At 65.8% G+C, this 26,075-nt stretch carries 27 protein-coding genes and 1 pseudogene; 16 read left to right on the top strand and 12 right to left on the bottom strand.

The genetic code is table 11. The features are described from left to right. Positions 1-60 precede the first annotated feature (60 nt). The 6 genes from ACIBW7_RS12370 to ACIBW7_RS12395 form a co-directional block, all read right to left on the bottom strand. On the bottom strand, positions 61-858 hold the full coding sequence (locus tag ACIBW7_RS12370; RefSeq protein WP_397046558.1) for a sirohydrochlorin chelatase: 798 nt from the start codon (positions 856-858) through the stop codon (positions 61-63). A 106-nt stretch (positions 859-964) separates the two neighbouring features. Further along, positions 965-2,254: a sulfate adenylyltransferase subunit 1 gene (locus tag ACIBW7_RS12375; RefSeq protein WP_397046334.1), complete on the bottom strand. Its 1,290-nt coding sequence runs from the start codon at positions 2,252-2,254 to the stop codon at positions 965-967. Positions 2,255-2,362: 108 nt separating this feature from the next. Then, a complete protein-coding gene (gene cysD, locus ACIBW7_RS12380; protein WP_397046335.1) occupies positions 2,363-3,292 on the bottom strand; it encodes a sulfate adenylyltransferase subunit CysD in 930 nt (309 codons plus the stop codon). Further along, positions 3,289-4,074, bottom strand: coding sequence for a phosphoadenylyl-sulfate reductase (locus tag ACIBW7_RS12385; protein WP_397046336.1), 786 nt, complete (start codon positions 4,072-4,074; stop codon positions 3,289-3,291). The genes cysD and ACIBW7_RS12385 overlap by 4 nt, the downstream gene beginning before the upstream one ends. Next, positions 4,038-5,849, bottom strand: a complete 1,812-nt coding sequence (locus ACIBW7_RS12390) for a nitrite/sulfite reductase (RefSeq protein WP_327096352.1) — start codon at positions 5,847-5,849, stop codon at positions 4,038-4,040. Before ACIBW7_RS12390 ends, ACIBW7_RS12385 begins: the two co-directional genes overlap by 37 nt. A gap of 136 nt (positions 5,850-5,985) precedes the next feature. Next, entirely contained in the window at positions 5,986-6,078 is a 93-nt protein-coding gene (locus tag ACIBW7_RS12395; RefSeq protein ID WP_357470198.1) for an Ms4527A family Cys-rich leader peptide, read from the bottom strand. A gap of 212 nt (positions 6,079-6,290) precedes the next feature. Here ACIBW7_RS12395 and ACIBW7_RS12400 point away from each other — a divergent pair, with 212 nt between their 5' ends. The 4 genes from ACIBW7_RS12400 to ACIBW7_RS12415 all read left to right on the top strand — a co-directional run bounded on the left by ACIBW7_RS12400 (position 6,291) and on the right by ACIBW7_RS12415 (position 9,530). Next, positions 6,291-6,680 (top strand): SgcJ/EcaC family oxidoreductase, encoded by a 390-nt coding sequence (locus ACIBW7_RS12400; RefSeq protein ID WP_397046337.1) that lies wholly within the window; start codon positions 6,291-6,293, stop codon positions 6,678-6,680. Positions 6,681-6,724: 44 nt separating this feature from the next. Then, positions 6,725-7,930: a radical SAM family heme chaperone HemW gene (gene hemW / locus ACIBW7_RS12405; RefSeq protein ID WP_397046338.1), complete on the top strand. Its 1,206-nt coding sequence runs from the start codon at positions 6,725-6,727 to the stop codon at positions 7,928-7,930. A 223-nt stretch (positions 7,931-8,153) separates the two neighbouring features. Next, positions 8,154-8,369, top strand: coding sequence for a hypothetical protein (locus tag ACIBW7_RS12410; RefSeq protein ID WP_397046339.1), 216 nt, complete (start codon positions 8,154-8,156; stop codon positions 8,367-8,369). Between the two features lie 357 nt (positions 8,370-8,726). Next, on the top strand, positions 8,727-9,530 hold the full coding sequence (locus tag ACIBW7_RS12415) for an alpha/beta fold hydrolase (protein ID WP_397046340.1): 804 nt from the start codon (positions 8,727-8,729) through the stop codon (positions 9,528-9,530). Positions 9,531-9,549: 19 nt separating this feature from the next. Here the strand turns inward: ACIBW7_RS12415 and ACIBW7_RS12420 are convergent, their stop codons facing one another. Further along, positions 9,550-10,221, bottom strand: a complete 672-nt coding sequence (locus ACIBW7_RS12420; RefSeq protein WP_397046341.1) for a hypothetical protein — start codon at positions 10,219-10,221, stop codon at positions 9,550-9,552. A gap of 252 nt (positions 10,222-10,473) precedes the next feature. On the opposite strand from ACIBW7_RS12420, the gene hrcA reads away from it, so the two are divergent. From hrcA to ACIBW7_RS12435, 3 genes are all read left to right on the top strand, one after another. Beyond that, positions 10,474-11,505 carry a heat-inducible transcriptional repressor HrcA gene (hrcA, locus tag ACIBW7_RS12425; RefSeq protein ID WP_357470211.1) on the top strand — a complete coding sequence of 344 codons (1,032 nt, stop codon included), beginning with the start codon at positions 10,474-10,476 and terminating at the stop codon, positions 11,503-11,505. Positions 11,506-11,598: 93 nt separating this feature from the next. Then, positions 11,599-12,750: a molecular chaperone DnaJ gene (dnaJ, locus tag ACIBW7_RS12430; protein ID WP_397046342.1), complete on the top strand. Its 1,152-nt coding sequence runs from the start codon at positions 11,599-11,601 to the stop codon at positions 12,748-12,750. 3 nt (positions 12,751-12,753) lie between these two features. Continuing rightward, positions 12,754-13,494 (top strand): 16S rRNA (uracil(1498)-N(3))-methyltransferase, encoded by a 741-nt coding sequence (locus tag ACIBW7_RS12435; protein WP_397046343.1) that lies wholly within the window; start codon positions 12,754-12,756, stop codon positions 13,492-13,494. Here the strand turns inward: ACIBW7_RS12435 and ACIBW7_RS12440 are convergent. Continuing rightward, a pseudogene (locus tag ACIBW7_RS12440) lies at positions 13,456-14,598 on the bottom strand (hypothetical protein); the annotation flags it as partial. The gene ACIBW7_RS12435 and the pseudogene ACIBW7_RS12440 overlap by 39 nt on opposite strands. Beyond that, complete coding sequence (locus ACIBW7_RS12445) at positions 14,598-15,530, bottom strand: metal-dependent hydrolase (protein WP_397046344.1); 933 nt, start codon at positions 15,528-15,530, stop codon at positions 14,598-14,600. The gene ACIBW7_RS12445 and the pseudogene ACIBW7_RS12440, both read right to left, overlap by 1 nt. A gap of 229 nt (positions 15,531-15,759) precedes the next feature. Here ACIBW7_RS12445 and ACIBW7_RS12450 point away from each other — a divergent pair, with 229 nt between their 5' ends. Beyond that, positions 15,760-16,386 carry a TetR/AcrR family transcriptional regulator gene (locus ACIBW7_RS12450; protein WP_397046345.1) on the top strand — a complete coding sequence of 209 codons (627 nt, stop codon included), beginning with the start codon at positions 15,760-15,762 and terminating at the stop codon, positions 16,384-16,386. Between the two features lie 278 nt (positions 16,387-16,664). Here ACIBW7_RS12450 and ACIBW7_RS12455 read toward each other — a convergent pair whose 3' ends face one another. Next, complete coding sequence (locus ACIBW7_RS12455) at positions 16,665-17,111, bottom strand: zinc-ribbon domain-containing protein (protein WP_397046346.1); 447 nt, start codon at positions 17,109-17,111, stop codon at positions 16,665-16,667. A gap of 306 nt (positions 17,112-17,417) precedes the next feature. Further along, on the bottom strand, positions 17,418-18,653 hold the full coding sequence (locus tag ACIBW7_RS12460) for an MFS transporter (protein WP_397046347.1): 1,236 nt from the start codon (positions 18,651-18,653) through the stop codon (positions 17,418-17,420). Positions 18,654-18,741: 88 nt separating this feature from the next. On the opposite strand from ACIBW7_RS12460, the gene ACIBW7_RS12465 reads away from it, so the two are divergent. The 8 genes from ACIBW7_RS12465 to ACIBW7_RS12500 all read left to right on the top strand — a co-directional run bounded on the left by ACIBW7_RS12465 (position 18,742) and on the right by ACIBW7_RS12500 (position 24,627). Beyond that, positions 18,742-19,659 (top strand): LysR family transcriptional regulator, encoded by a 918-nt coding sequence (locus ACIBW7_RS12465; protein WP_397046348.1) that lies wholly within the window; start codon positions 18,742-18,744, stop codon positions 19,657-19,659. Between the two features lie 184 nt (positions 19,660-19,843). Beyond that, on the top strand, positions 19,844-20,902 hold the full coding sequence (locus ACIBW7_RS12470; RefSeq protein WP_357470608.1) for a PhoH family protein: 1,059 nt from the start codon (positions 19,844-19,846) through the stop codon (positions 20,900-20,902). 64 nt (positions 20,903-20,966) lie between these two features. Next, on the top strand, positions 20,967-21,521 hold the full coding sequence (gene ybeY / locus ACIBW7_RS12475; RefSeq protein WP_040688009.1) for an rRNA maturation RNase YbeY: 555 nt from the start codon (positions 20,967-20,969) through the stop codon (positions 21,519-21,521). After that, positions 21,518-22,867, top strand: coding sequence for a hemolysin family protein (locus tag ACIBW7_RS12480; RefSeq protein ID WP_397046349.1), 1,350 nt, complete (start codon positions 21,518-21,520; stop codon positions 22,865-22,867). The genes ybeY and ACIBW7_RS12480 overlap by 4 nt, the downstream gene beginning before the upstream one ends. Then, entirely contained in the window at positions 22,864-23,223 is a 360-nt protein-coding gene (locus ACIBW7_RS12485) for a cytidine deaminase (protein ID WP_397046350.1), read from the top strand. The genes ACIBW7_RS12480 and ACIBW7_RS12485 overlap by 4 nt, the downstream gene beginning before the upstream one ends. After that, the gene (gene era, locus ACIBW7_RS12490) at positions 23,192-24,127 is read left to right on the top strand and encodes a GTPase Era (RefSeq protein ID WP_397046351.1); all 936 of its coding nucleotides are present in this window, start codon (positions 23,192-23,194) and stop codon (positions 24,125-24,127) included. Before ACIBW7_RS12485 ends, era begins: the two co-directional genes overlap by 32 nt. 120 nt (positions 24,128-24,247) lie before the next feature. Continuing rightward, a complete protein-coding gene (locus ACIBW7_RS12495) occupies positions 24,248-24,403 on the top strand; it encodes a hypothetical protein (RefSeq protein WP_397046352.1) in 156 nt (51 codons plus the stop codon). Then, on the top strand, positions 24,373-24,627 hold the full coding sequence (locus ACIBW7_RS12500; protein WP_397046353.1) for a hypothetical protein: 255 nt from the start codon (positions 24,373-24,375) through the stop codon (positions 24,625-24,627). Before ACIBW7_RS12495 ends, ACIBW7_RS12500 begins: the two co-directional genes overlap by 31 nt. Before the next feature lie 2 nt (positions 24,628-24,629). Here ACIBW7_RS12500 and ACIBW7_RS12505 read toward each other — a convergent pair whose 3' ends face one another. Further along, positions 24,630-26,060 (bottom strand): amidase, encoded by a 1,431-nt coding sequence (locus tag ACIBW7_RS12505; protein WP_397046354.1) that lies wholly within the window; start codon positions 26,058-26,060, stop codon positions 24,630-24,632. Between the last annotated feature and the right edge of the window lie 15 nt (positions 26,061-26,075).

The raw sequence follows: 26,075 nt of genomic DNA on the forward strand, positions 1-26,075 counted from the left end.
CCGCGTGGTTGCCGTTCGTTCCGTGAACCGAGGTGCGGTCGGTCGGCTGTTCGGCCAAGATCAGGCAGAGAGGCTCAAAGCGCCGGTCAGCGCGGTGTCGTAACGGTCCCAAACTATTTCGGTCAACGCCGTATCCGGTCCGATGACCTGCGCATGCACCACATCGGGCGCGGCGGCCACCAGACGGTCGGTCAACAGCCCCGGCGCGAGGAACCACGGCGCGACGAGCACTTCCTCGGCGGCCCTGGTGCGCAAATGCGAAATTGCCTGGGTGACAGAAGGTTCGGTGGTAGCGAAGCAGACCTCGGTAAGCCAGCCGGTCATGGCCGCGAGCCGTCTTGCCACCTCGCTGGTCTGCGCATTAGCCGCCGCCGATGCCGCCCCGACTGCGGCCACCACGACCCCCACTGTTTCACCGTGTCGCGGCCACACCGCTGGTGCAAGCGCGGCCAGGGTGCGGTCGCGGAGGGTAGTGATGAGTCGCGGGTCCGGCCCGAGAACGCCGGCTTGGGTCAGCACGAGTTGGGGGTGGGCGGCGCGGGCGGCAGCCAGCAGTCCCGGTAGATCGACTCGCGCATGATAAGCGCTGCCCAACAGCAACGGCGCCACGACCGCATGCGTGTGTCCTTGCGCGGCAACGGCATTCACGACCTGCTCGACCGACGGCGCATTCAGATCGAGGAATGCGAGCCGCACATCGATATCGGGCCGGGCGGCGGCAATATCGGCGACGACCGCCGACATCGTCGCGGCCGAGCGTGGATCCCGACTGCCGTGGGCCACCGCGATGAGCGCCGGCCTGGGCTCCGCGTATCCGCCGATCGGTGTGGCAGCCGTGACCCGGACAGGCCCGAACATCGGTCTACTCGGTCCCTGTCCGTGGTCCGATAAGCGCTCCAGTTCCGCCCACATGGACCCGCCCGGCAGCCGCGCCACCGAGCCGATACCATCGGGCGAATTCACCTCAGACTCCGACCTCGACCGCGGTCAGCACGTCACCGACCAGACCGGCAGCGAGGGTATTGCCGCCCGCCGGATCGATGAGCAGGAAGCTGCCGGTGTGCCGGTTGACGCGGTAGTCGTCCGCCGCGATCGGCTCGGCGACGCGCACGGAAATCCGGCCGATATCGTTGAGCGCCAACGACTCCGGGCTCGCCTCCGCGGTCAGGTTCTGCTCGTCGAACCGCTCGACGAGCGCGCCGACGATCGCCTGTGTGGTGCGGGTGCCGTGCTTGATCAGCAGGCGCGCGCCGGGACGCAGCGGCTTATCGCCGAGCCAGCAGACGGTCGCGTCGAAGGAGTCGATCGGCTCCGGCGCATCGGCGGGGGAGGCGATGATGTCACCGCGCGAGATGTCCACATCGTCGGCCAGGATCAGCGTGACGCTGCGGCCGACCTGTGCGACGGCGAGTTCGCCATCGGGGGTATCGACCCGTTCGACGGTGGAGCGAATGCCCGACGGGAGGACCACGATTTCGTCGCCGGGCGAGACCGAGCCTGCCGCGATCTGGCCCGCGTAGCCACGGTAGTCGGGGTATTCGGCAGTGCGCGGACGGATCACGTACTGCACCGGGAAGCGCAGGCCGATCGCGTGCTCGCCCGAGCTGTCGGCGTCCACCGGCACCGATTCGAGGTGCTCGATCAGCGAAGGTCCGTCGTAGTACGGGGTGTTCGCCGAGCGTGAGGCGATATTGTCACCGTGCAATGCGGAGACCGGAATCTCCAGCACATCCTCGGCGGCCCAGCCGAGCGTGCTGGTGAGGGTGTTGAATTCGGCCGAGATCGCAGCGAATACGGTCGCCGGGTCATCGACCAGGTCGATCTTGTTCACCGCGAGCACCAGCTTCGGCACGCCGAGCAGCGCGAGTACCGCGGCATGCCGACGGGTCTGCTCGATGACGCCCTTGCGCGCGTCGACGAGCAGGATCACCAGCTGCGCGGTGGACGCGCCGGAGACGGTGTTGCGGGTGTACTGCACATGCCCGGGTGTATCCGCGAGCACGAAAGACCGCTTGGGCGTTGCGAAGTAGCGGTAGGCGACATCGATGGTGATGCCCTGCTCGCGTTCCGCGCGCAGCCCGTCCACGAGCAGCGAAAGATCCGGCGTGGCAAGACCTTTGTCCACCGACGCGCGGGTGACGGCGTCGATCTGGTCGGCCAGTACGGATTTCGTATCGTAGAGCAGGCGTCCGACCAGGGTGGACTTACCGTCGTCGACAGAACCGGCGGTGGCCAGCCTCAGTAGGTCGGACATATCAGAAATATCCCTCTCGTTTGCGGTCTTCCATCGCGGCCTCCGACACTCGGTCGTCACAATCGGGCACCAGCCGCCGCGCTCGGTCGATCAACAGCGTTGGCCGCATCAGAAGTAGCCTTCTCGTTTGCGGTCTTCCATCGCGGCCTCCGACACTCGGTCGTCACCGCGGGTAGCGCCGCGTTCGGTCAAACGGGACGCGGCCACTTCGGCGAGAATCGCCTCGTTATCGGCCGCGTCGGAAAGAATTGCACCGGTGGAGGATCCGTCGCCGACGGTGCGGTAGCGCACCGAACGGGTCTCCAGCGCCTCACCATCGCGCGGGCCGCCCCAGACGCCGGGCGTCATCCACATGCCGTCGCGCTGGTACACCGGACGTTCGTGCGAGTAGTAGATGCTCGCCAGATCGATATCCTCACGCGCGATGTAGCGCCAGATATCGAGTTCGGTCCAGTTGCTCAGCGGGAAAACCCGGACGTGCTCGCCGGGAGCGTGCTTGCCGTTGTACAGATTCCACAGCTCGGGCCGCTGCCGCTTCGGATCCCACTGCCCGAAGGCATTGCGCAGCGAAAAGATTCGCTCCTTGGCGCGTGAACGCTCTTCATCGCGGCGGCCACCGCCGAAGACCGCGTCGAAGCGGTGCTCGGTGATGCCGTCCAGCAGCGGAACCGTCTGCAGCGGATTGCGGATACCGTCCGGGCGCTCGGTGAGCCTGCCGTCGGCCAGGTAGTCCTCGACCTTCGCGACATGCAGTCGCAGACCGTACTTTTCGACCACCTTGTCGCGGAATTCGAGTACCTCGGGCAGGTTGTGCCCGGTGTCGACGTGCAGCAGCGCGAAGGGCAGCGGTGCGGGCCAGAAGGCCTTGAGCGCCAGGTGCAGCAGCACGGTGGAATCCTTACCGCCGGAGAACAGGATCACCGGCCGCTCGAATTCGCCTGCCACCTCACGGAAAATGTGGATCGACTCCGACTCCAACGCCGCGAGGGTGTCGAAGTCGGTGATGCCCAAGGAACGTGCGCTGATGGTTTCGGTCATGACTGATGCAACCCGCATTCGGTCTTGGCGAGGCCGGCCCAGCGGCCGCTTCGCGGATCGGAGCCCGGCTCCGGCTTCCGTGTGCACGGAGCGCAGCCGATGGACGGATATCCCTCCTCCACCAGGGGATTGACGAGGATGCCGTGCTGTTCGATATAGGCCTGCATCTCGTCGTCGGACCAGGCGGCGATCGGGTTGATCTTCACCAGTCCGAACGCCTCGTCGAACGAGATGAGCGGGGCGTTGGCCCGGGTCGGGGCCTCCACGCGGCGGATGCCGGTGACCCAGGCGTTGTAACCGCCGAGCGAGCGCTTCAGCGGCACAACCTTGCGCAACCGGCAGCATTCACCGGCATCACGCGCGAACAAGTCCTTGCCGAGCAGCTGATCCTGTTCGGCCACAGTGCTTTCCGGCCGCACATTGATCACATTGACGCCGTATACGGCCTCCACCGCATCGCGGGTGCCGATGGTCTCGGCGAAGTGGTAGCCGGTATCCAGGAACAGCACGTCCACGCCCGAATGCACTTGGGCGGCAAGGTGAACCAGCACGCCGTCCTGCATATTCGAGGCGACGATGTAGCCGGTGCCGAAGACGTCCTCGGTCCATCGCAGCAAATCCAGCGCCGTGGCGTCGGCACCGAGTTCGGCCGCGCCTTTTTCGGCGATCGCCCGCAAGTCGTCTTCCGACAGCTTCGCGGGTAGGTCCGCCGTTACTTGATCCGTTGTCACGCTAGTTCTCCCATTTACCGAAGGTCGGCCTCGTCGGCACGAACCGCCCATTGAGCGAACCGTTCGCCGTCCTCGCGGTGCTTGATGAAGTTGCGCACCACCCGTTCGATGTAGTCACCGAGCTCGTTGGTGGTCACCTTGTGCTGACGCAGTTTGCGACCGAAGGCGCTGTCGAAGCCGAGGCTGCCACCGAGATGAACCTGGAAACCCTCGACATGATTCCCGGCGCCGTCATCGATCAGCTGACCCTTGAAGCCGATATCGGCGACCTGCGCACGCGCGCAGGAGTTCGGGCAGCCGTTGATATTGATGGTCACCGGAACGTCCAGCTGCGCATTGAGATCCGCGAGTCGCTCCTCCAGTTCCGGCACCAGCGCCTGGGACCGCTTGCGGGTCTCGGCGAAGGAGAGCTTGCAGAATTCGATTCCGGAGCAGGCCATCAGGTTCCGGCGCCACAGCGACGGACGTGCCTGCAGGCCAAGGGGTTCCAGCTCGTCGATGAGCGCGTCGACCTTGTCGTCGGCGATATCGAGCACGATCAGTTTCTGGTACGGGGTGAACCGGATCCGGTCCGAGCCGTACTTCTCCGCCGCCTCGGCGACCTTGGTCAGGACGGTGCCCGAAACCCGGCCCGCGATGGGGGAGAAGCCGACCGCATTGAGCCCGTTGCGCAGCTTCTGCACGCCGACGTGATCGATCGGCTTCTTCGGCTGCTCCGGCGCGGGGCCGTCGATCAGCTTGCGCTTCAGGTACTCGTCCTCGAGCACCTGGCGGAACTTCTCGATGCCCCAGTCCTTGATGAGGAACTTCAGCCGGGCCTTGGTACGCAGGCGGCGGTAGCCGTAGTCGCGGAACAGCGAGACGACGGCCTCCCACACATCGGGAACCTCGTCCAGCGGCACCCACACGCCGACGCGCTGGGCCAGCATCGGATTCGTCGACAGACCGCCGCCGACCCACAGATCCAGACCGGGGCCGTGTTCCGGGTGATTCACCCCGACGAACGCGACGTCGTTGATCTCGTGCACCACATCCTGCTGGCCCGAGATCGCGGTCTTGAACTTGCGCGGCAGGTTGGAGTACTCCTTCTTGCCGATGTAGCGGCGCACGATCTCGTCGATCGCGGGCGTCGGGTCGATGATCTCGGTCAGCGATTCACCGGCCAGCGGCGAGCCGAGCACCACGCGCGGGCAGTCGCCGCACGCCTCGGTGGTCTTCAGGCCGACGCCTTCGATCCGCTTCCAGATCTCGGGGACGTTCTCGACCTCGATCCAGTGGTACTGGACGTTCTCGCGGTCGGACAGGTCGGCGGTGTCGCGGGCGAACTCGGTGGAGATCTGGCCGAGGGTCTTCAGCTGCGCGACGTTCAATGCGCCCGCATCGCAGCGGATACGCATCATGAAGTACCTGGCCTCGAGAATGTCGATGTTCTCGTCACCGGTCCAGGTGCCGTCGTAGCCCTGTTCGCGCTGGGTGTAGAGACCCCACCAGCGGAACCGGCCGCGCAGATCGCCCTTGTCGATGCTGTCGAAGCCCTGCTTGGAATAGATGTTCTCGATCCGGGCCCGGACATTGAGCGGGTTGTCGTCCTTCTTGGACTGCTCGTTCGGGTTCAGCGGCTCGCGGTAGCCGAGCGCCCACTGGCCCTCGGCCTTGCGGCGCACCGGCTTACCGGTGCGGACCCGCGGACCGGCCGCTACCTCGGTCCGGGGACGGTCCGGGCGGACCCGTCGTTCGGAGGCCGGGCGGACCGGGCGCGCGTGCTGCCCGGGCCGGGATTCCGGCTGGGGCTGATCCGTGGGACCGGCGTCGGTGCTCGACGTCATGGGGGTCGCTCCTGCTGGGTGAGGGTACATCCGTGCTGAAGGCGTGAGGGGCTGACTCACGCCTGCGGTGTCAGCGTGCCGATGTCCGTCGAAATCGGGGAATCACCGGGCAAACCCGGGAATGCGCGCCGCTGAGCTACCGAAGAGAACCGGGCAGACAGCAGGCGCTACAGACGCGCTTGTAGTCGACGTGGCGACGTGCCACAAGTCGTACTCCAGATCCGCGCATGGGGCCTATTGTGCCACGTCAGGGCGGCCCTTCCGACCGCGTGGTCATATTTCCCGCGAAATCGAGGGAAATTCCCTGGACTATGCGGGCCGATTGTGATGGCTGTCATAGTTAGTGGTCGCAATGCGTCGCATGATTCGTCAAGATCATCACCGGTGAAGCGAGTCACTCGGATTGACCTCGAGCTAGGTCGAGGTAGCAAGCTCGGTGGCATGAGTACCGATACCGATCTGGACGCCATTCGCGAGGTCGTCGCCACCATTCAACATTCCCAGCAGAACGAGCTGGTCGACGAATTCGTCGGTCTGTTCCGCGAGGACGCCATCTGGACGACCGGAGGCGGCAAGCGACTGTTCGGCCGCGCGGCCATCGGTGAGTTCACCGCCCAGGTGCTGCCGGGTGCGATGCGGGACGGTACCGCGACCTACGAGGTCGAGCATGTGCTGTTCATCCGTCCGGACGTGGCCGCGGTCAAGGTGGTCCAGCGGTACTTCGACGGTGACGGCCAGCTGTCCGGTCAGGGCTCGCCGATGTACGTCATGGCCAAGGAGGACGGCCGCTGGCTCCTCACCGCGAACCAGAACACCGTGGTCGCCGACTGAACCCGCCCGCAACGGCCCAAGGGAGCGGCGGTCACACTGGAGGGGTGAGTTCCGCCGCCGCCCCGATCGAAGCCGAGACGCCTGCCCTGGTGCTACGCGACTTCGGCGGTGGGCCGTTCGGGATCTACATCCACGTTCCGTTCTGTGCCACACGCTGCGGATATTGCGATTTCAACACCTATACCGCGGGTGAGCTGGGCACCTCGGCGTCGCCGCAGTCCTGGCTCGAGGCGCTGCGCGGTGAATTGGCGACGGCGGCCGAACGGTTCGCTGCGCTGCCGACCGACACGCCCGAGGTGGCGACGATCTTCGTCGGCGGTGGCACGCCGTCTCTGCTCGGCGGCGACGGCTTGGCGGACGTGCTGGACTCGGTGCGCGCGAACTTCACCCTCGCCGCCGACGCCGAGGTGACCACCGAATCCAATCCGGAGTCGACCGCACCGGAGTTCTTCGAACGCATCCGCACGGCCGGATTCACCCGGGTATCGCTCGGCATGCAATCGGCGGCCCGGCATGTGCTGAAGGTGCTCGACCGTACCCACACACCGGGCCGGGCTGTGTCCGCCGCGAAGGAGGCGCGCGCGGCCGGATTCGAGCATGTGAACCTCGACCTGATCTACGGCACGCCCGGCGAACGTGACAGCGATCTGGACGCGAGCCTGGACGCGGTGCTGAGCGCGGGCGTCGACCACGTCTCGGCCTACTCGCTCATCGTCGAGGACGGCACCGCACTGGCCCGCCGCGTGCGTCGCGGCGAACTGCCCGCCCCCGATGACGATGTACTCGCTGCCCGCTACGAACGCATCGACGCTCGTCTCGATGCCGCGGGCCTCACCTGGTATGAGGTATCCAATTGGGCCGCAGGCGATTCCGCGCGTTGCCGGCACAACCTCGGCTACTGGGACGGCGGCGACTGGCTCGGCGCGGGGCCCGGCGCGCACAGTCATGTCGGCGGCGTGCGCTGGTGGAACGTCAAACATCCTGCGCGCTATGCCGATACCGTCGCGCGCGGTGGTTTTCCGGCGGCAGGCTGGGAGATGCTCACTGCCGACGAACAGCACACCGAACGCGTCATGCTCACCGTTCGCTTGCGCACCGGTCTGCCGCTGAACGAGTTGGCCCCAACGGAATCCGCCGCCGCAACCCGGATTGTCGCCGACGGCCTGGCAGTTCGCTCCGGTGACCATCTGATTCTCACCGACCGCGGCCGCCTACTCGCCGACGGCGTTGTTCGAGACCTCCTGACCTGACTCCGCTCGGGCAATATCGTTCGTCGCCGGCTCGATCACTCGCACCGCGGGGCGGCAAGGACATCGTCGAGCTGCTGGACACCTGTGAAAACGGCGAGCAGGCACCGGCATAGCGCGGCATTGTGACTTATCTCCACTTCACGGCCGGGTTCGCGGATGACGGCCGTTGCACTGTCACAGATCGGTAAAGACGCGTAGGCTTCGGACCAACCCAAGGAGTCTTATGCCATCGGCACGACATATCACCCTTATCTCCGAGCAGAGCGAGTTCGCCGAGGCGCGCGCCGCCGAGAAGGCCGAAAACGCGCGACAGTGCGCGATAGCCGCCAGGACGGTCGCCAGCCACGCCGAGAACGCAGCGGATTGCGAGTCGCTCCTCGCCATGCTCGGCCTCGACGCACTGGCGGGCAAGATGGCAAGAACCGCGTCCGAGCTCTAGCAGCGGGCTCGTCCGCCTCGCTCCGTGCCGCCTCGAGGTGTCTCTGCCGCAGCGGCATCCGTCCCGGCTGCGCTCCCGCACAAGCTGTCGCTACGTCGCACAACGTCTACTGCGTGCGACGTAGTGACCCGCTATGCGAGATACTCGAGCCTTTACGAGAGCGCGGAATAGGCGTCATACACGCTCGGGTTGGCGGGCTCCACGTTGTGGTGCGCTGATTCAGGCGGGTTGATGAGCGATCGTCGGTGCTCACGCAGAGCGCCGTAACCGACCGATCGGTCCGGCTGTCTGTTGGTGCTCGGTAAAAGGTGACAACATCATGAGCCGACAGCATCAACGACGACAGGCAGGACTCTGATGAATATCACCCGTAGTCTCCGCGCCTGCATCGCGGCGCTCACCCTGGCTTTCACACCCGTCCTCGCGGCCGCCCCCGCGACTGCCGAACCCCTCCCGACGATCGTGCTCGTGCACGGCGCCTTCGCCGACACCACGAGTTGGAACGGCGTGGCCGCGACGCTGCGCGACCACGGTTATCGAGTGGTTGTTCCCGACAACCCGCTGCGCGGCCCCGCCAACGACGCCGCGGCCATCCAGCGAACCCTGGACACCATCTCCGGACCTGTTGTCCTGGTGGGTCATTCGTATGGCGGCTTCGTCATCACCAACGTCCACGACCCGAAAGTCCAAGCGCTGGTCTACATTGCGGCCTTCGCCCCAGTGCAAGGCGAAACCGGTCTCCTCGAACTCAACCCGATCAGCTTCCCCGGCAGCCAGTTACTGCCCCCGGCGCTCCAGGTAGGGGTCGTCGACGATCCAAATGGCTTGGCAGGCAAGAACATCGACGGCTACGTAGCCCCCGCCTACTTCAACTCCGTCTTCGCCCAAGACGTATCCCCCGAAGTAGCCGCCGACTTGATCGCCCACCAACACTCCCTGGCCGTATCCGCCAACGTCGAGCCCTCCGGCGCCCCCTCCTGGTCCGCAATCCCCAGCTGGTACCTCGTCTCAGCCAACGACCGCATAATCCCCCCTGCCTCCCAACGCTTCATGGCAAACCGCATGGGTGCCCACACCAGCGAAATCGACGCATCCCACGCCTCCCTGGTCTCCCGCCCCACCGAGGTCGCCGCCGTAGTAGAAGCCGCCGCCGGTCGATAACAGGGTCCGATCACCGGGCCTAGTAGGTGAGTACTTGGTAAGCGCCGAGCACCATGGCCAGGATTGCTATCGAGGTGAACAACAGCCAGCTGATGATGCCGGGGATCCAGCGCTGTGGTTGTGGTCCGAGTCGGCCCGGGGTGCTGACGGCCAGGGATGCCCTGGAGTAGACGCGGGTCTGGTGCCCTGCGGTGACCGGCACCATGATGTCGGCGGGCATGGGGTGGCTGCCGAAGCGTGACCAGGGCGCTCGCCATGGCGGTGGTCCGACGCGCAGATGGTGCAGTCCCGGTTCGGCCGGGATGAAGGTGACGCCCCAGCCGACCTTCTGTCGCACATGCTGTCCGTTGAGCACGACTTCCGGGCGGGTGAACAGATGCGCCAAGACCCTCGGCAGGCAGGACGCCACCAAGGCGATTCCGGTTTCCGCGGGTTCCGGCTGGAAGCGGGGCATCGGATCGTTCTCGTCGACGCCGTGCGCCAGGATGAAGTTGAACGGTAGGAGGGTGCCTCGATAGGGCGGCATCGGGGTCTGGGGGAGCGAGCCGTCCGGCAGCATATAGTCGGCCAACTGCAGCACGCGGTAGTCCGGCGCTTTCGGAGGCAACCCGAAGGGGCGGAAGCCGATCGGTGGAGTCGCTGGACCGCCGAGGGCGGGCGCGAGGATTTGCGGATAGTCCGGTTTGTTCACTGCCTTCGAACCCCCTGTCACACTGGCTGCGCGGTGAGGTTAGCAGTCGGATCTCGCTCCGGCGCAACGTCGGTCGGTCCCGAGGGGATCTGGATCAGATGCGTCCATGGTGCGCGAACGGGCAATTGTCGAATAGGCAATTAGACTTGATAAAAAGACGTACCTAGTAACCTGCATCGAATTCGGGTCGATGCGGACGGTGCGCGCGTGACCGTTACGACGTACCCGAGGACGAGCAAGGAGGTGGGGCCCATGTCGAGCACCGAGGATCGGCGCTTCGAGGTCCTGCGTGCGATCGTCGCGGACTATGTCGCGACCAAGGAGCCGATCGGGTCGAAGACCCTGGTGGAACGGCACAACCTCGGGGTATCCAGCGCGACGGTTCGCAACGATATGGCGGTGCTGGAGGCCGAGGGCTATATCACTCAGCCGCACACCAGTTCCGGTCGCATTCCGACCGATAAGGGCTACCGGCAGTTCGTCGACCGCATCTCCGAGGTGAAGCCGCTCTCGTCGGCCGAGCGCCGGGCGATCATGGAATTCCTGGAGTCCGGCGTCGATCTCGACGACGTGCTGCGCCGTGGTGTTCGGCTGCTTGCTCAGCTCACTCGCCAGGTCGCGGTCGTCCAATATCCGACGGTGTCGGCCTCCACGGTCCGCCACATCGAGGTGGTCGCGCTGAATCCGGCACGGTTGCTGCTGGTCGTGATCACCGATACCGGTCGCGTCGACCAGCGTCTGGTGGAACTCGGCGCACTCATCGATGATCAGGACCTTGCCGCGCTGCGCGGCATGCTCGGTGGCGCGATGGACGGCAAGCGCTTGTCCGACGCCTCCGCGGCCGTCGCCGAACTGCCCGAGCGGGCGCCGGTGCGACTGAAGGATGTGCTGGTGCGCGTCTCGACCGTGCTCGTCGAAACGCTGGTCGAACATCCGGAGGAGCGGTTGGTCCTCGGCGGCACCGCCAATCTGACCCGCAATGCCGGCGACTTCGTCTTCCCTGGTTCGCTGCGCGATGTGCTCGAGGCATTGGAGGAGCAGGTGATCGTGCTGAAGCTGCTCGCCGCCGCACAGCATCCGGGTACCGTCACGGTACGTATCGGTGAGGAAACCCAGGTCGAGCAGATGCGCGGAACTTCGGTGGTGTCGACCGGCTACGGTGCTGCGGGTGCGGTGCTCGGTGGTATGGGCGTGCTCGGACCGACCCGGATGGACTATCCGGGGACTATCGCATCGGTCGCGGCCGTTGCCCGTTATATCGGTGAGGTGCTCGCGGAGCGCTGATGGCCCCCGTCGCTGATACGCTCGATCCTCCGGCGGATAAAGTTGAGTGCATCCGACTAATGCTGTTGCAAACCAAGGACTAGAGAACTCAAAGTGGCACGGGACTACTACGGACTGCTCGGCGTCGCGAAGAACGCGACCGACCAGGAGATCAAGCGCGCCTACCGCAAGCTGGCGCGGGAGCTCCACCCCGACGTCAACCCCGACGAGGCGGCGCAGGCCAGGTTCAAGGAAGTGTCGACCGCCTACGAGGTGCTGTCGGACCCGGAGAAGCGGCGCGTCGTCGATATGGGCGGCGATCCGATGGAGTCCGGCGCCGGCGGCGCGGGCTTCTCCGGCGCCGGTTTCGGCGGGCTCGGCGACGTCTTCGAGGCCTTCTTCGGCGGTATGAGCGGCTCCAGCGGGACGCGCAAGCCGCGCGGCCGGGTGCAGCCCGGCGCGGATTCGCTGCTGCGGACCCGGCTCAGCCTGGCCGAATGCGCGGTCGGTGTCACCAAGCACCTGACCGTCGACACCGCCATCCTCTGCGATATCTGTCACGGCGCAGGCACCAACGGCAAGTCCAAGGCGGTGCGCTGCGAGACCTGCGGTGGTGCGGGTGAGGTCCAGTCCGTGCAGCGTTCGTTCCTCGGTCAGGTGTTGACCTCGCGTCCGTGTCCGACCTGTCGTGGCGCGGGCGAGACCATTCCCGATCCGTGCCACAAGTGCGGCGGCGACGGGCGGGTGCGGGCACGTCGCGAGATCGCCGCGCCGATTCCGGCCGGTGTCGCCAATGGCATGCGGGTGCGGCTGGCCGCGCAGGGCGAGGTCGGTCCCGGCGGCGGGCACGCGGGCGATCTGTATGTGGAGATCGTCGAGCAGCCCCACGATGTCTTCGTTCGCGACGGCGACGATCTGCACTGCACCATTCGGGTGCCGATGGTCGATGCCGCACTCGGCACCACCGTCGTCATCGACACCATCCTGGACGGCCCGACCGAGCTGACCATTCCGCCGGGCACCCAGCCGGGTGAGATCTCGGTGCTGCGTGGCCACGGCATGCCCCGCCTGCGCTCCGGCGCGCGCGGTGATCTGCTCGCGCATCTGGACATCGTCGTACCGACCAAACTCGACGCCAAGACCACCGATCTGCTGCGCAAATACAAGGGCATGCGCACCGGTGAACGCGCCGAGGTGATGTCGGCGCAGTCCGAGCACAACAGCGGCCTGTTCGCCCGGCTGCGAGCGTCGTTCAGCGGGCGATAGTCGTTGGCCGCCACGGTCTTCTATCTCGCCGATATTCCGGAGCCGGGTGCTATCGCGGTTCTGGACGGTCCGGAGGGACGCCATGCCGCGACGGTCCGTCGCATCCGGGTCGGCGAGCCGATCACGCTGTCCGACGGCTCCGGTCTGCTCGCGGAATCGGAAGTCGTTGCGGCGCAGAAGGATCGGCTCGAGCTGAAGGTGCTCGACCGGGTGCTCGCCGTGCCCGCGACGCCGCGGGTGACCGTCGTGCAGGCGCTGCCGAAGTCCGACCGCTCGGAGCTGGCCGTCGAGCTGATGACCGAGGCGGGCGCCGATGTCATCATCCCGTGGCAGGCCGCGCGCTGTATCGCCAACTGGGAAGCCAAGGCGGGCAAGGCCGTCGAGAAATGGCGTGCCGCCGCCCGCACGGCCGCCCGGCAGTCCCGCCGCGCCTACATTCCCGAGGTCGCCGACCTGCACCGCACCCGCGACCTGCTCGACAAGATCCGTGCGGTCGTCGCGGGGGGCGGCATCGCGGTGGCGCTACACGAATCCGGCACCGCCCGCTTCGTCGAGCTGCCGTTCGACAAGGCCACCGAAATCCTGCTCATCGTCGGCCCCGAAGGCGGTCTAGACGACTCCGAGCTCACCGCCTTCGCTGCTGCGGGCGCCGACGTAACCCTGCTCGGCCCCACTGTCTTGCGCACCTCCACCGCCGCCACCGTCGCCCTCGGCGCCTTGGGTGCGTTGACCTCCCGCTGGTAGCGACTCGGCTGCTCGGTACGGCACCGTAAAGATCGCGAGCACGCAAAGTATTGCGACCGCGAAACACGACAGCGTGTACCAGAGATTCCCGATGGGGTCGCCATTGCTCGTCGAACCGTCGACGGCAGCGAAGTAATCGGGCAGCGCGCTCACCCAGAGCAACGCCATCACGCCCAGATACACGACGCTGTAAATCTGTACGAAGCGGTTCGTGTAGTCCGAATGGTCTCGCCGTAGCCGTAGCCACTGGCGCGTGAGAATCGGAATCGCGACGATGCTGACGATCACTAGTTCGGCCGCATAGAGGAATCCGCGCAACGGGGTGCTCCCGGCACCGAAAACTGTAGCCGGGATCGGCAATACGCCCGTACCCAACGAACCGAGAATGCCGATGACAAGAGTGCGCCAGACCAATTGCGGTCCGGAGAAGGTCCGCCCCTGGTCGACATGGCGACCGACGAACAACTGGACGAAGAACGCCAGCGACATCGGCCACAGCGCGGCGAATACCACCACGCTCGGCAGCGGAACCGAATCGAACATCGGTTGATTGAGCGGGTTTTCGGTCGACCACTCCCACCAGCGCAGCTGCGGGCCCAGATGGTCGAAGATCTCATAGAAGCCGTGGTGGACGAAGCCCACGCAGACGGCGCCGACGAGAACACCGTATCGACGGAAAACGCCCAGCATTCGGACGATTTCGAAGGCCAATGTGGCCATCAATGGGTAGATCGCCACGATATAGAGGGGGAGCCGACCCCAGAGGAAATCCACGGTGAAGACGTTGTGCGCGAACATCGTGTCGACGTGTGCGTCGATACCGAAGGCTGCCGGAAAGTAGAGCGGCGGTTCGATGATGAACAGATACGCGGTCGCGCCGAACCAGACCACGAGATTTGTGGGATCGCCATGACGTCGCAGGCGCACGATCGCATAGATCAGCGCGAGCACCGCGCCGAGGACGATGGTGAACTCGAGAACCGGCAGCGTCCAGTTCTCCAATGCGAAAGGGTTTCGCACCTCGACGAGTCCACCGGTCTCCTGACAGGAAAAGCCGAGCGCCTTCGCGAGTTCGTCGAAGGTGGGTGCGCAATGATCGGCCATCAGTCCCCCTGCGCTGCGACGGCATCAGCGGTGTACCAATGTGATACGTCGTAACCGGCGTCATAGCGCTTGAACCACACATCGGCGAGTGCGGGCAGCTTCTCGTGATCCGGGTTGTGCTTGGGCAATTGACTGCGGACGATGCCGACCATCGCGATCAGTTGTTCGCCGAGTCGTAGATCGTCGAATGCGCGCGACATCGGGCCGTTGTCCTCGACGGGCAGTCGCAACAACTTCCGCAGCTTCTGCTTACCCCGGTGCGTCGCGAACATCGCCAGTGCATCGATGCGCCGATCCTCCTGCGGCACATGCTTATTGAACCCTGCGCAGGCCACCTTGACGACCTTCATGACGTGTCGGAAGATCGACGGAGCCATGCGCATCCGGTAGGTGTCGCTGCCGACAATCGAATCGAAAATGATCAACGCCGAACTCCGATGTTCGACTTCCTCGACGAAGTGCCAGATGAACAGCGATGCGACACGGTCGTCTCCCGGCCGGAACAGGGTCGAATCGTTGTCGAGCATCAGTTTGAACACCGGGGTGAAGGTGGCCTCCAGATCGGCGGTGTAGGCGAGCCGATATTCCAGGGAGGTATGCACGGTGAGGCGGTCGAATTCCGCGATCACTTCGTTGAGGGTCTCCTGGAGCCCGGGGTATCGCCTGATCAGGCCATTGGCGTGCTGGCGGTGGGCGGTCGAATGCTGGCCCTCCTGGCGCACGAATGCGTCCGCTTCCTCCGCGACGGCGGGATCGGTTATCCGCGGCATGGCCTCGCGAATCATATTGACGATCATCTTCTCGAAGCCGATGGCCAGGAAGGACACCGCGTTGGCCATGGACGAGAAGGCCGGATTCTCTTCGTTCCACAGGAACGGTACGTCGTAGTCCGCGAAGGCGAATCGCATCTTTCGGACTTGCAGATCGGTCACTTGGCTGTACCTCGTAATTCGGAAGGGGGCTGTAGCCGTGTTCGGACGTGCCGAAGCCTCGATGCGGCTGATCATACACAGAACGGGCCGAATGTATGATAGGAATTGCTCGAGCTGGGACAACCACAGCCCTGTGGTAGCGTCGAGCCCCTGAACTGGACGGTCGGCGGGGTTGTCCCGCTGTCGGTTTCGCATGCGAGGGACATCGTTCGAACCGAGGAAGCGAGCAGTGGCAGGAAGGCGCGGGTGGGGCGGGAGTCCGCCGAACAGCGATGCTGAAGCGTCCCGTCGAATAGTCGCCGCCGCAGTCGATCTGATCGGACGGACGGGTTCGGAGATCAGCATCGCCGACGTCGCGGAGTCGCTCGGTGTCATCCGTCAGACGGTGTATCGATACTTCCCCAGTGCGGACGCACTGATGCAGGCCGCGGCGATCGCATCGGTCGACGGTTTTCTGGACCGGCTGACAAAGCAGGTCAGCGGTATCGAGGACCCTGTCGAAGCCATGACCGAGGGCGTGGTCTTCACGCTGGCCGATGTGCCGCGGACGCCCCACCTGGGCATTCTGCTGTCGAGCACGTATTCGAGTGTGCACCCCGAAGGCCTTACCTCCGAAGCGGCACAAACCTTCGGCATGACGATGATCAAACGCTTCGACGTCGATTGGGAGCGATACGGATACGACGACGCGTCCCTGCACGAACTCGTCGAATACATTCTGCGAACGATGCAGTCGTTCTTCGTTTCTCCGGGCAATCCGCCACGCAGCGATGATGAGCTGCGTCGGTACTTACGACGCTGGATGGGAGCGGCGATCATCGCTCAACCGAAGTCGGGCGGACGACGCGGGGGCTGACCGGGTTGTTGCGGAGGGGGAAGCCGCCGTCGGTGGCGGTAGGTCGATCAGGTCAGCGCTGCCAGTGGGCGTTGGGTGCGCCGAGAGTGGGCTGCTGTCAATGGGCGTTGGATCGCTGGGAACGGGCTGCTGTCAGTGGGCGTCGGGCGCACACAGGAGGGCGGGCTGTTGAGCGCTGGGGGGCTGTTGCCGAGGGCGACCTGCCGCGGATGGGCATTGGGCGCGATGGGGCGAGCTGCTATTCGACTGCGGTCGGTGCGGGCCGACCGTCGCTCGGGTCAGTGCTGCCAAGGGGCGTTCGGCGCGCCGGGGCCGGGCTGCTGCCAGTTGGCGTTCGGTCCGCCGGGGCCGGGCTGTCGCCAGTTGACGTTGGGTGCGCCGCTGGCGGGCTGCTGCTGCCAGGGTGCGTTGGGTGCCGAGAGGGCGGCCTGTTGCGGGTGGGCGTTGGGTGTGCCGGGCGCGGGCCACTGGGCGTTGGGGCCGCCTGGGGCAGGCTGCTGGTACTGGGCGGAGCCCATATTCTCGGCGTTGGCGTTGGCGCGGGCGATGAGGCCGGTGACCTGGGGGACGGCGAGCGGCGTCGATGCGCCGCACCAGGTGCATTCCATGTAGTGCTTGTTGCCGAGTGGGAGGATCGGGATGAAGAAGACTGTGAACGTGGTGGCGAGTCTGCGCAGGGCGTGTGCGGCGGGGTTGCCGCAGCGGCCGCAGACCAAGGTGATCATGGCGAGCGTGTGGAGACGCCGCTGCCAGCCGAAGATCAGCATGTGAAACCCCCGAAGAAAGAGAATCTGATGTCGGTCATAGTAGTGAATCGGCGAGGTGGCCTATCTGGTTAACAGACGGCCACCTTTGCGGTCTGCGCATATAGCCAAAATGCTGCGGTTTTACCCGTTGAGCGGTATCCGGCGACATTGCTTTTCGATTGCTGGAAACGTCCGGACTCAGGTGTATACAGCCGTACGCCCTCGCCACCGAGATCTTTGGCCTGCGACCTCGCGGTCATGAGCGCCACGGGTGACCGTCGGATATCACGCCGTCGGCGCGGCGCATACTTCGGAAGCGGCAACGGTTTCGAATCCGCGGCGAGCGTGAATCATCAAGTACCACACCAGAACTGCGGCCACCACCATCAGCCCCCCGACGCAGGCCGCCAGACCGGCCCATCCTCCCTTCGCATATGCGATGCCTGCCGTACCGCCGATGATGGCGCTGCCGAGGTAGTAGGTGAACAAGTACAGCGATGATGCGGCGCCACCGGGAGCTATCGCACCGACCCAGGTGCTAGCCACCGCGTGGGCGCCGAAAAACCCTGCGGTGCACAGTGTTATCCCCAGGATGACCGCGATCAACTGGTCCGGAATCGTGACCAGTACGCCAACGCCCATCAGCGCGACGGAGGCCGCGAGCACCCGGTGCTTGCCGATGCGATCGGCCCAACTTCCGGCCGCGGCCGAGGCGAGCGTGCCGGCCAAGTACAGCAGGAACACCGAACCCGCAACGGCCGCAGGCAATTCGAACGGCGGCCGGGTCAGCCGGTAGCCGAGGAAGTTGTAAATCGATACGAACCCACCGACCAATACGAAGGCCAACCCGAACAGCGCCAGCAGCTCGCCGTGCCGCAGTGGCGCGCCGATATCGCGCAGCACGGTACGCATTCCGGCGGGTCGAGCGACGAATCCACGCGACGGCGGCAACCCACGCACGAACCAGACGGTGCACCCGGCCGCCGCAACGCCGACCGCGGCCTCGGCCCAGCGCCACGAGGTCAGATCCAAAGCGAATGCCGGAATCAACCGCCCGGACAACCCGCCGATCGACGTGCCCGCGACGTAAACACCCATCGCCGCGCCCAACCCGTCACCACCGATCTCCTCCGCCAAATACGCCATCGCGACGGCGGGCACCCCGGCCAACGCCACACCCTGAAGCGCCCGCCCTACCAAGAGCGCCTCCAGCGATGGACTCAGCGGCAGCAGCAGCCCGATGGCCGCCGACACCACCGCCGACCCCGTCATCACTCTGGTCCGCCCGATCCGCGAGGACAACGCACTTACCGGCACGATCGCCAACGCAAGAAACCCGGTGGTCAACGACACGGCCAACGCGGCCTGCGCCGGAGCGACCCCGAATGCCGCCGACAGACTCGGCAGCAACGCCTGCGCGCTGTACATCGACACGAAGGTGGCCAGCCCTGCGGCGAACAGCGCAGTTGTGATCCGACGTTCGTGCGATGTGCTGGTCGAGCGGATATCCGTGCTGGTCATGGCACCAGGATCGGCACTCGCCGTTAAGAAGGGAAATGAATAGTAATCTGGTTTCTAATGCCGCAGATGCATAAGGAAAGGTCCGTACGTGCTGGGTGACGACCTGCTGTGGTTCACGACACTCGCCGAGCTCGAGCGCGTCGGCGCGGCCGCCGAGCGGTTGCACATCGCCCAGCCGACGCTCTCGCGCATGCTGGCCCGCCTCGAGCGCCGCCTCGGCGTCGAACTCTTCGACCGCCACGGAAAACGCATCGTGCTGAACGAGTTCGGCCGGACCTACTACGAACACGCCCGCCGTGCCCAGTCCGAACTCGATGCCGCCGCCCAGGCCGTCGCCGACCTCGCCGATCCCGCGAAAGGCGTTGTCCGCCTGTCGTTTCAGCACTCCTTCGGTAGCTGGCTGATCCCGCAGCTGATCGGCGGTTTCCGACGCGGTTCGTCCCGCATCTCCTTCACTCTCTGGCAGGGCGCCTTCGACTTGGTAATCGATCAGATAGTCGATGGCACAGCGGATTTGGCGATCGTCTCGCCCCGCCCTTCGGTCCCGGGCATCGGCTGGCGCAAACTGCTGTCGCAGCCACTTGCGCTGGCCGTGCCCGCGGAACACCGGCTCGCCACCCGCCGACAAATCCGTCTCGCCGAGCTCGGCGACGCCGAATTCATTACCATGCATCCGGGTTTCGGTATGCGCCGCATTCTCGACGAACTCTGTGCCGCCGCGAATATCCGCCCCCGCATCACCTTCGAATCGAGCGATCTGCTCACCGCCGCGGGCCTGGTCGCGGCCGGACTCGGCGTCGCGCTGCTGCCGCTGGAAGATCCCTCGCCCGCAGCCGGTTCGCTATCGGGCATCGTGACCGTGCCGCTCGCCGATGCCACAGCGGCCCGCGATGTGGGGCTGATCTGGTCGGCGACCGCTCCGCCATCGGATGCGGTGCGTCGATTTCGTGACTTCACCGAGGATTGGGCACGCCGGCGCGGGGGAATCCAGATGCCACGACGGTAGGCAGCGATCAGCGGGCAATCACGACGCCACCAGCCCCCGAGGTAGCCGTTTATTCACTGCCTGTTGTCGGTGGGGCGCGTTAAACTTTCATCAACGACGCAGCAATTCGAGACCGGAAAGCAGGCTATAGCCACTTTTGAGAACACAAGGCGAGATCGGCGACCCGACTACCCCCACTGCAGGCATCGGTGCAGACAACGGTTCGGGCCCGGCAGCGCGTACCGTGCGTTCCAGCATCGAACTCGCTCCCGAATCCGTGTTCCCCTTCCTCGGTTCGGCCGACCAGAACCTGCGTGAACTCGAGCAGCTGCTGGATGCGGATATCCATGTCCGCGGCAATTCCGTCACTCTCACCGGCAAGGCGGCCGATGTCGCCCTCGCCGAGCGCGTGATCGAACAGCTCGTCGCGCTGACCGGTCGTAATCGCGTGGTGACCCCGGAGGCGGTGCGCCACACCGTATCCATGCTCACCGAGGGTTCTTCGGAGTCCCCGGCCGAGGTGCTGAGCCTGGACATTCTGTCCCGGCGCGGTAAAACCATCCGGCCCAAGACACTCAACCAGAAGCGCTACGTCGACGCGATCGACGCCAACACCATCGTGTTCGGCATCGGCCCCGCGGGTACCGGCAAGACGTATCTGGCGATGGCCAAGGCCGTGCAGGCATTGCAGACCAAGCAGGTCAACCGGATCATCCTCACCCGTCCCGCGGTCGAGGCGGGCGAGCGGCTCGGCTTCCTGCCCGGCACGCTCAACGAGAAGATCGATCCCTATCTGCGCCCGCTCTACGACGCGCTGCACGACATGATGGATCCGGAGGCCATTCCGAAGCTGATGGCGGCCGGTGTCATCGAGGTCGCACCGCTGGCGTACATGCGCGGTCGCACGCTGAACGATTCGTTCATCATTCTCGACGAGGCGCAGAACACGACGGCCGAGCAGATGAAGATGTTCCTCACCCGGCTCGGATTCGGTTCGAAAATCGTGGTGACCGGTGACGTCACCCAGGTCGACCTGCCCAATGGCGCGCGCTCGGGTCTGCGCGCGGCGAGTGAGATCCTGACCGGCATCGAAGATATCCATTTCGCCCAGCTGACCAGCAGCGATGTGGTTCGGCACCGGTTGGTCTCCGATATCGTCGACGCCTACGAGCGGGCCGAGGCCGAGCGGGTCACCCAGGTCGGACCGCACTATCCGGGCAATCGTGCACAGCGTCGCGCCGCGAGCCGGGGAGATCGGCGATAGTGCGACGGACGTGTCCGGGCCAGCCGCGCGGTGCGGGTCCGGGCACACCGAATACCCTGATCAGGTGAGCATCGAGATCGCCAACGAGTCGGGTGTCGACGTACCCGAAGAAGACCTGGTCAGTGTCGCGCGATTCGTGATCGGCCGGATGGACGTGCATCCGGCGGCCGAGCTGTCGATGGTGCTCGTCGATCTCGACACCATGGCGGATCTGCACATGCGCTGGATGGACCTACCCGGACCGACCGATGTCATGTCCTTCCCGATGGACGAACTGGAGCCCGGCGGTCGACCGGACAGCGCCGAACCGGGTCCGTCCATGCTCGGCGATATCGTGCTGTGCCCCGAATTCGCCGCCGGTCAGGCCCGCAAGGCCGGTCACTCGCTCGATCACGAACTCGCCCTGCTCACCGTGCACGGCGTGCTCCACCTGCTCGGCTACGACCATGCCGAGCCGGAGGAGGAGAAGGAGATGTTCGCGCTGCAGGCACGGCTGCTCGAGGAGTGGTACGAGAGCCTGCGCGAGGCACAGCGACGAGCCGAATTGGCCGAGCGCGATGCCCGGCTGCTGGGGAAGGCCGGTTTCACAACGCCCGGTGAGGCGCTGGGCCCCGCGTGAATTCGCTGACCCTGATCCTGCTGGCGGTTCTGCTCGTCCCGGTCGGTGGGGTGTTCGCCGGAGTCGATTCGGCGCTGAACACCGTCTCACCGGCGCGTCTCGACGATATGGTCCGGGCCGAGCGACCCGGCGCGGTGCGGCTGACCAGGATCGTGGCCGATCGGCCACGATATGTGAATCTGCTTGTGCTGCTTCGTATTCTGTGCGAGATCTGCGCGACGGTGCTGTTGGCGGCGGCGCTGATTCCACTGTGGGACGACAATTGGGCGCTGCTGTTCACCGCGGCCGTGATGGTGCTGGTGGACTATGTGGTGATCGGGGTCGGACCGCGCACACTCGGCCGTCAGCACGCCTACTCCATTGCTTTGGCCTCGGCGCTGCCGCTGCAGTTCATCGGCACGGTACTCGGTCCGGTCAGCAGGCTGCTGATCCTCATCGGTAATGCGATCACCCCGGGTAAGGGATTTCGCAACGGCCCCTTCGCATCCGAGATCGAGCTGCGGGAAGTGGTCGAGATGGCCAGTGAACGCGGTGTGGTGGCCGACGACGAACGCCGCATGATCCAGTCGGTCTTCGAACTCGGCGATACGCCGGCCCGCGCGGTCATGGTGCCGCGCACCGAAATGGTCTGGATCGAGGCGGATAAGACTGCGGCACAGGCGATGTCGCTCGCGGTGCGCAGTGGTCACTCCCGCATTCCGGTGGTCGGCGAGAACGTAGACGACATCCTGGGTGTGGTGTACCTGAAAGACCTTGTGCCGTATGCGGATAGAAGTCGCAAGGTGCAGGTGCGCGATGCCATGCGCCCGGCGGTGTTCATGCCCGACTCCAAACCGCTGGACAGCCTGCTCGACGAAATGCAACGCCGCAGAAACCATATGGCGCTACTGGTCGACGAATACGGCGGCATTGCCGGACTGGTGACGATCGAGGATGTGCTCGAGGAGATCGTCGGTGAAATCGCCGACGAATACGACACCGACGAAACGCCGCCCATCGAGGACCTCGGTGAGGGACGCTACCGGGTTTCGGCGCGACTGTCGGTCGACGATCTGGCCGAACTGTACGGCCTGGAAATCGAGGAGGAGGACGTCGATACCGTCGGCGGCCTACTCGCCCACGCACTGGGCCGGGTGCCGCTGCCCGGCTCCAAAGCCGTTGTGCACGGCCTGGTGCTGCGCGGTGAAGGCGGTGCGGACGCGCGGGGACGGGTGCGGGTGCACACCGTCGTGGTGCGCAAGGCGCCGGAGAAATCGCATGCCGAGAAGGCCGACGGCAAGCGCAAAAGTAACGGATCCGAGCGGGAAATCCCGACCGATCGTGATGAGAACGGAGACAGCGAATGACCGAATTGGACGCCGAGGACACCAAACTCGTGGTGCTCGCCAAGGGCGCGCTCGGCCGCACCGGCGGCAACTCGGGCGCGGCCATCCGCGATACCGACGGCCGCACCTACGCGGCCGGCGATGTCGCGCTGCAGTCCCTGCGACTGACCGCCCTGCAGGCCGCCGTCGCGGCCGCGATCTCCAGTGGCGCAGAGGGATTCGAGGCGGCCGTGGTCGTCAGCGGCAAGCTGTCGGATGCGGGCGTCTTCGCGGTTCGCGAGGTTTCGCCCGAGGCGCGCATCGTCTTCACCGACCGCTCGGGTGCGGTCTTCGAGATCGTCGACGATGCCGCGGGTGCGGAGGTGCACGGTGGCTGATAAGTCCACCGAATTCCGTTCCGGCTTCGTCTGTTTCGTCGGCCGCCCGAATACCGGCAAGTCGACGCTGACCAATGCGCTGGTCGGCCAGAAGATCGCGATCACCTCCTCGCGCCCGCAGACCACCCGCCACACCATCCGCGGCATCGTGCACCGCGAGCACGCCCAGCTCATCCTGGTCGACACCCCTGGTCTGCACCGCCCGCGCACGCTGCTCGGCCAGCGCCTGAACGACCTTGTCCGCGATACCTATTCCGAAGTCGACGTGATCGCGCTGTGCATTCCGGCCGACGAGAAGATCGGACCCGGCGACAAGTGGATCCTGCAGCAGATCAAGCAGATGGCCCCGAAGACCGCCCTGCTCGGTGTGGTCACCAAGATCGACAAGGTGAGCCGCGACCAGGTCGCCCAACAGCTGATGGCGCTGTCGCAACTGCTCGGCCCGGACCACGACGTCGTACCGGTCTCCGCCGTCAAGGGCGAGCAGGTCGAGGTCCTCGTCGACGTCATCGCCTCGAAAATGCCTGAGGGCCCGGCCTTCTACCCCGACGGCGAGCTCACCGACGAGCCCGAGGAAACCCTCATGGCCGAGCTCATCCGCGAGGCGGCCCTGGAGGGCGTCCGCGACGAACTCCCGCATTCGCTCGCCGTGGTCATCGAAGAAGTCCTCCCGCGCGAAGAAAACGAAGACCTGCTCGACGTGCACGCCCTGCTCTACGTCGAACGCCCCTCGCAGAAGGCCATCATCATCGGCAAGGGCGGCGCCCGCCTCAAAGAGGTAGGCACCAACGCCCGCAAACAAATCGAACACATCCTCGGCGTGCGCATCTACCTACACCTGCACGTCAAGGTCGCCAAGGATTGGCAGCGCGACCCGAAACAGCTCGGCAAGCTCGGGTTCTGACGCAGGGATATCCCCAGCTGTCGCCGGGACCTCCTCGAACGCTGGTGGCGAAACGCACCGACCCAGCACCGAGAGGTCTTGTACCGTCGTGGTACTGAACAACGGGGGGAGGTCACTGCGGTGCGAGGTGCCAACGATATCGGCAAGCTCCTGGAGTTGTTGCGGACGCTGTATGTGCTGCATGAGCGCCCCCGGGTGCTGCGAACCCTGGTGCGTAGGCGGCGCAAGCTGCCGCGCCCGCTGATATGCCTGGTCGGGCCGGCGGCAAACGGGTAGGCAGCGAGATCCGCTACGAGCCTGGGCAATTCACCGCACAGCTCCTGAAAGTCGATAGTGGGCGCTTCGATACCGACAACACCGTTGCCCGCCTCGGGACGTCCGACCAGCCGCGGCAGTGCCTGCTGATGTATCCGCAGGGCGTCGTCAACGGCCGGGGTCCGGACGGGTGCCCGGCGGGCACCAAGAGCGATACCGAGGTTTGGACCCCACCCGATCGCTGAACTCACCACCAGGGTTCGGGACGGTTGCGATCCCAGCGGAGTTCCGATTCCAGTTGTGCCGCAACGGAAACCAGCAGGGGCTCGGTGTTCTCGGTGCCCATGAGTTGTGCGCCCACCGGCAGGCCGGCGTCGGTGAATCCGGCCGGGACATTCGCCGCGGGCCAGCCGAGTACATTCCAGGGCCAGGTGTACGGGCATGCTGCGGTGATGAGGTCGTTGGTGGCGTTGACGCCGATGCCGTCGATCTCTTCGGCGCGTGGCGGGGGAGTCGCGGTGGTCGGCGCCAGCACCAGATCGTAGTCGCGGAAGAAGCCGCCGATTCGCTTGTGCAGCAACGTTTCCGCCTGACGTGCCGCGAACAGTGCCGGTCCGCTCAGGGCGCGGCCGAACCAGACGTTCGCGGTGGTGCGTGGATCCACTTGTATGCCAGGCATGTTGTCGTAGACGTGGCGGACGCCCGCGAGTGAGCGCGGCAGGAAGGACGCACCGATCATGATTCCGTAGTGCAGATCCGCCACGGTTACCGAATGACCGAGGCGGCGCAGTGTGGTGGCGATGCGCTGCACCGCGACTTCGACCTCCGGATGCAGCGCGGTTCTGGTGGCGGTGAACGGGATGCGCAGCGAAAGGGCGATACGCAGTCGTCCCGGATCGCGGCCGACCGCATCGGAGACGGTGAGCGGTTCGGGGGTGTGCAGATCGCCGGGATGCGGTCCGGCGGCGGTGTCGAGCAGTAGTGCGGCATCGGCCACGGTGCGGGCCAATGGTCCGTTCACCGTGAGGCCGTGGAATGCCTCGGCGGCGGGCCAAGTGGAGATGCGGCCGCGCTGTGGTTTGATGCCGACGAGATTGGTCCATGCGGTCGGGATGCGGACCGAGCCCGCGCCGTCGGAACCCAGTGCGGCGGGTACCAATCCGGCCGCGACGGCGGCCGCGGAACCGCCGGATGAGCCGCCCGGTGTGTATTCGGCACCCCATGGGTTGCGAGTGTGGCCGAAGGCGACGCCGCTGGTGAACGGCAGTTGGCCGAGTTCGCAGGTGTTGGTCTTGCCGACGATCACCGCACCGGCCGCACGCAGCCGTCGAACCGATTCCGCGTCTTCGGTTTTCGGCGGGAGCTCGCCGCCGCAGCCGAATGCCGTTGGCTCACCGGCGATATCGGTGTCGTCCTTGATCGCGATCGGCACGCCTAGCAGTGGGAGTCGTTCACCGGCGGCCAACCGTTCGTCGGCCGCGGCGGCCTCGGCGAGTGCCTTTTCGCGCCGGACGATGCGGAAGGCGTTCAGTGTCGGCTGACTCGCCTCGACCCGGTCCAGCGCGGCGCCGACCGCGGCCACGGAGCTGATCCTGCCCTGTGCGAGGGCGGCCGCGTGGTCGGCGAGGCCGAGTTCGGCGGTCTCGAATGGGCGCAGGGTGGCGTCGGACACCGTCATGTGAGCTCTGTCTCC

Source organism: Nocardia sp. NPDC049526 (assembly GCF_044465765.1).
GTDB lineage: Bacteria > Actinomycetota > Actinomycetes > Mycobacteriales > Mycobacteriaceae > Nocardia.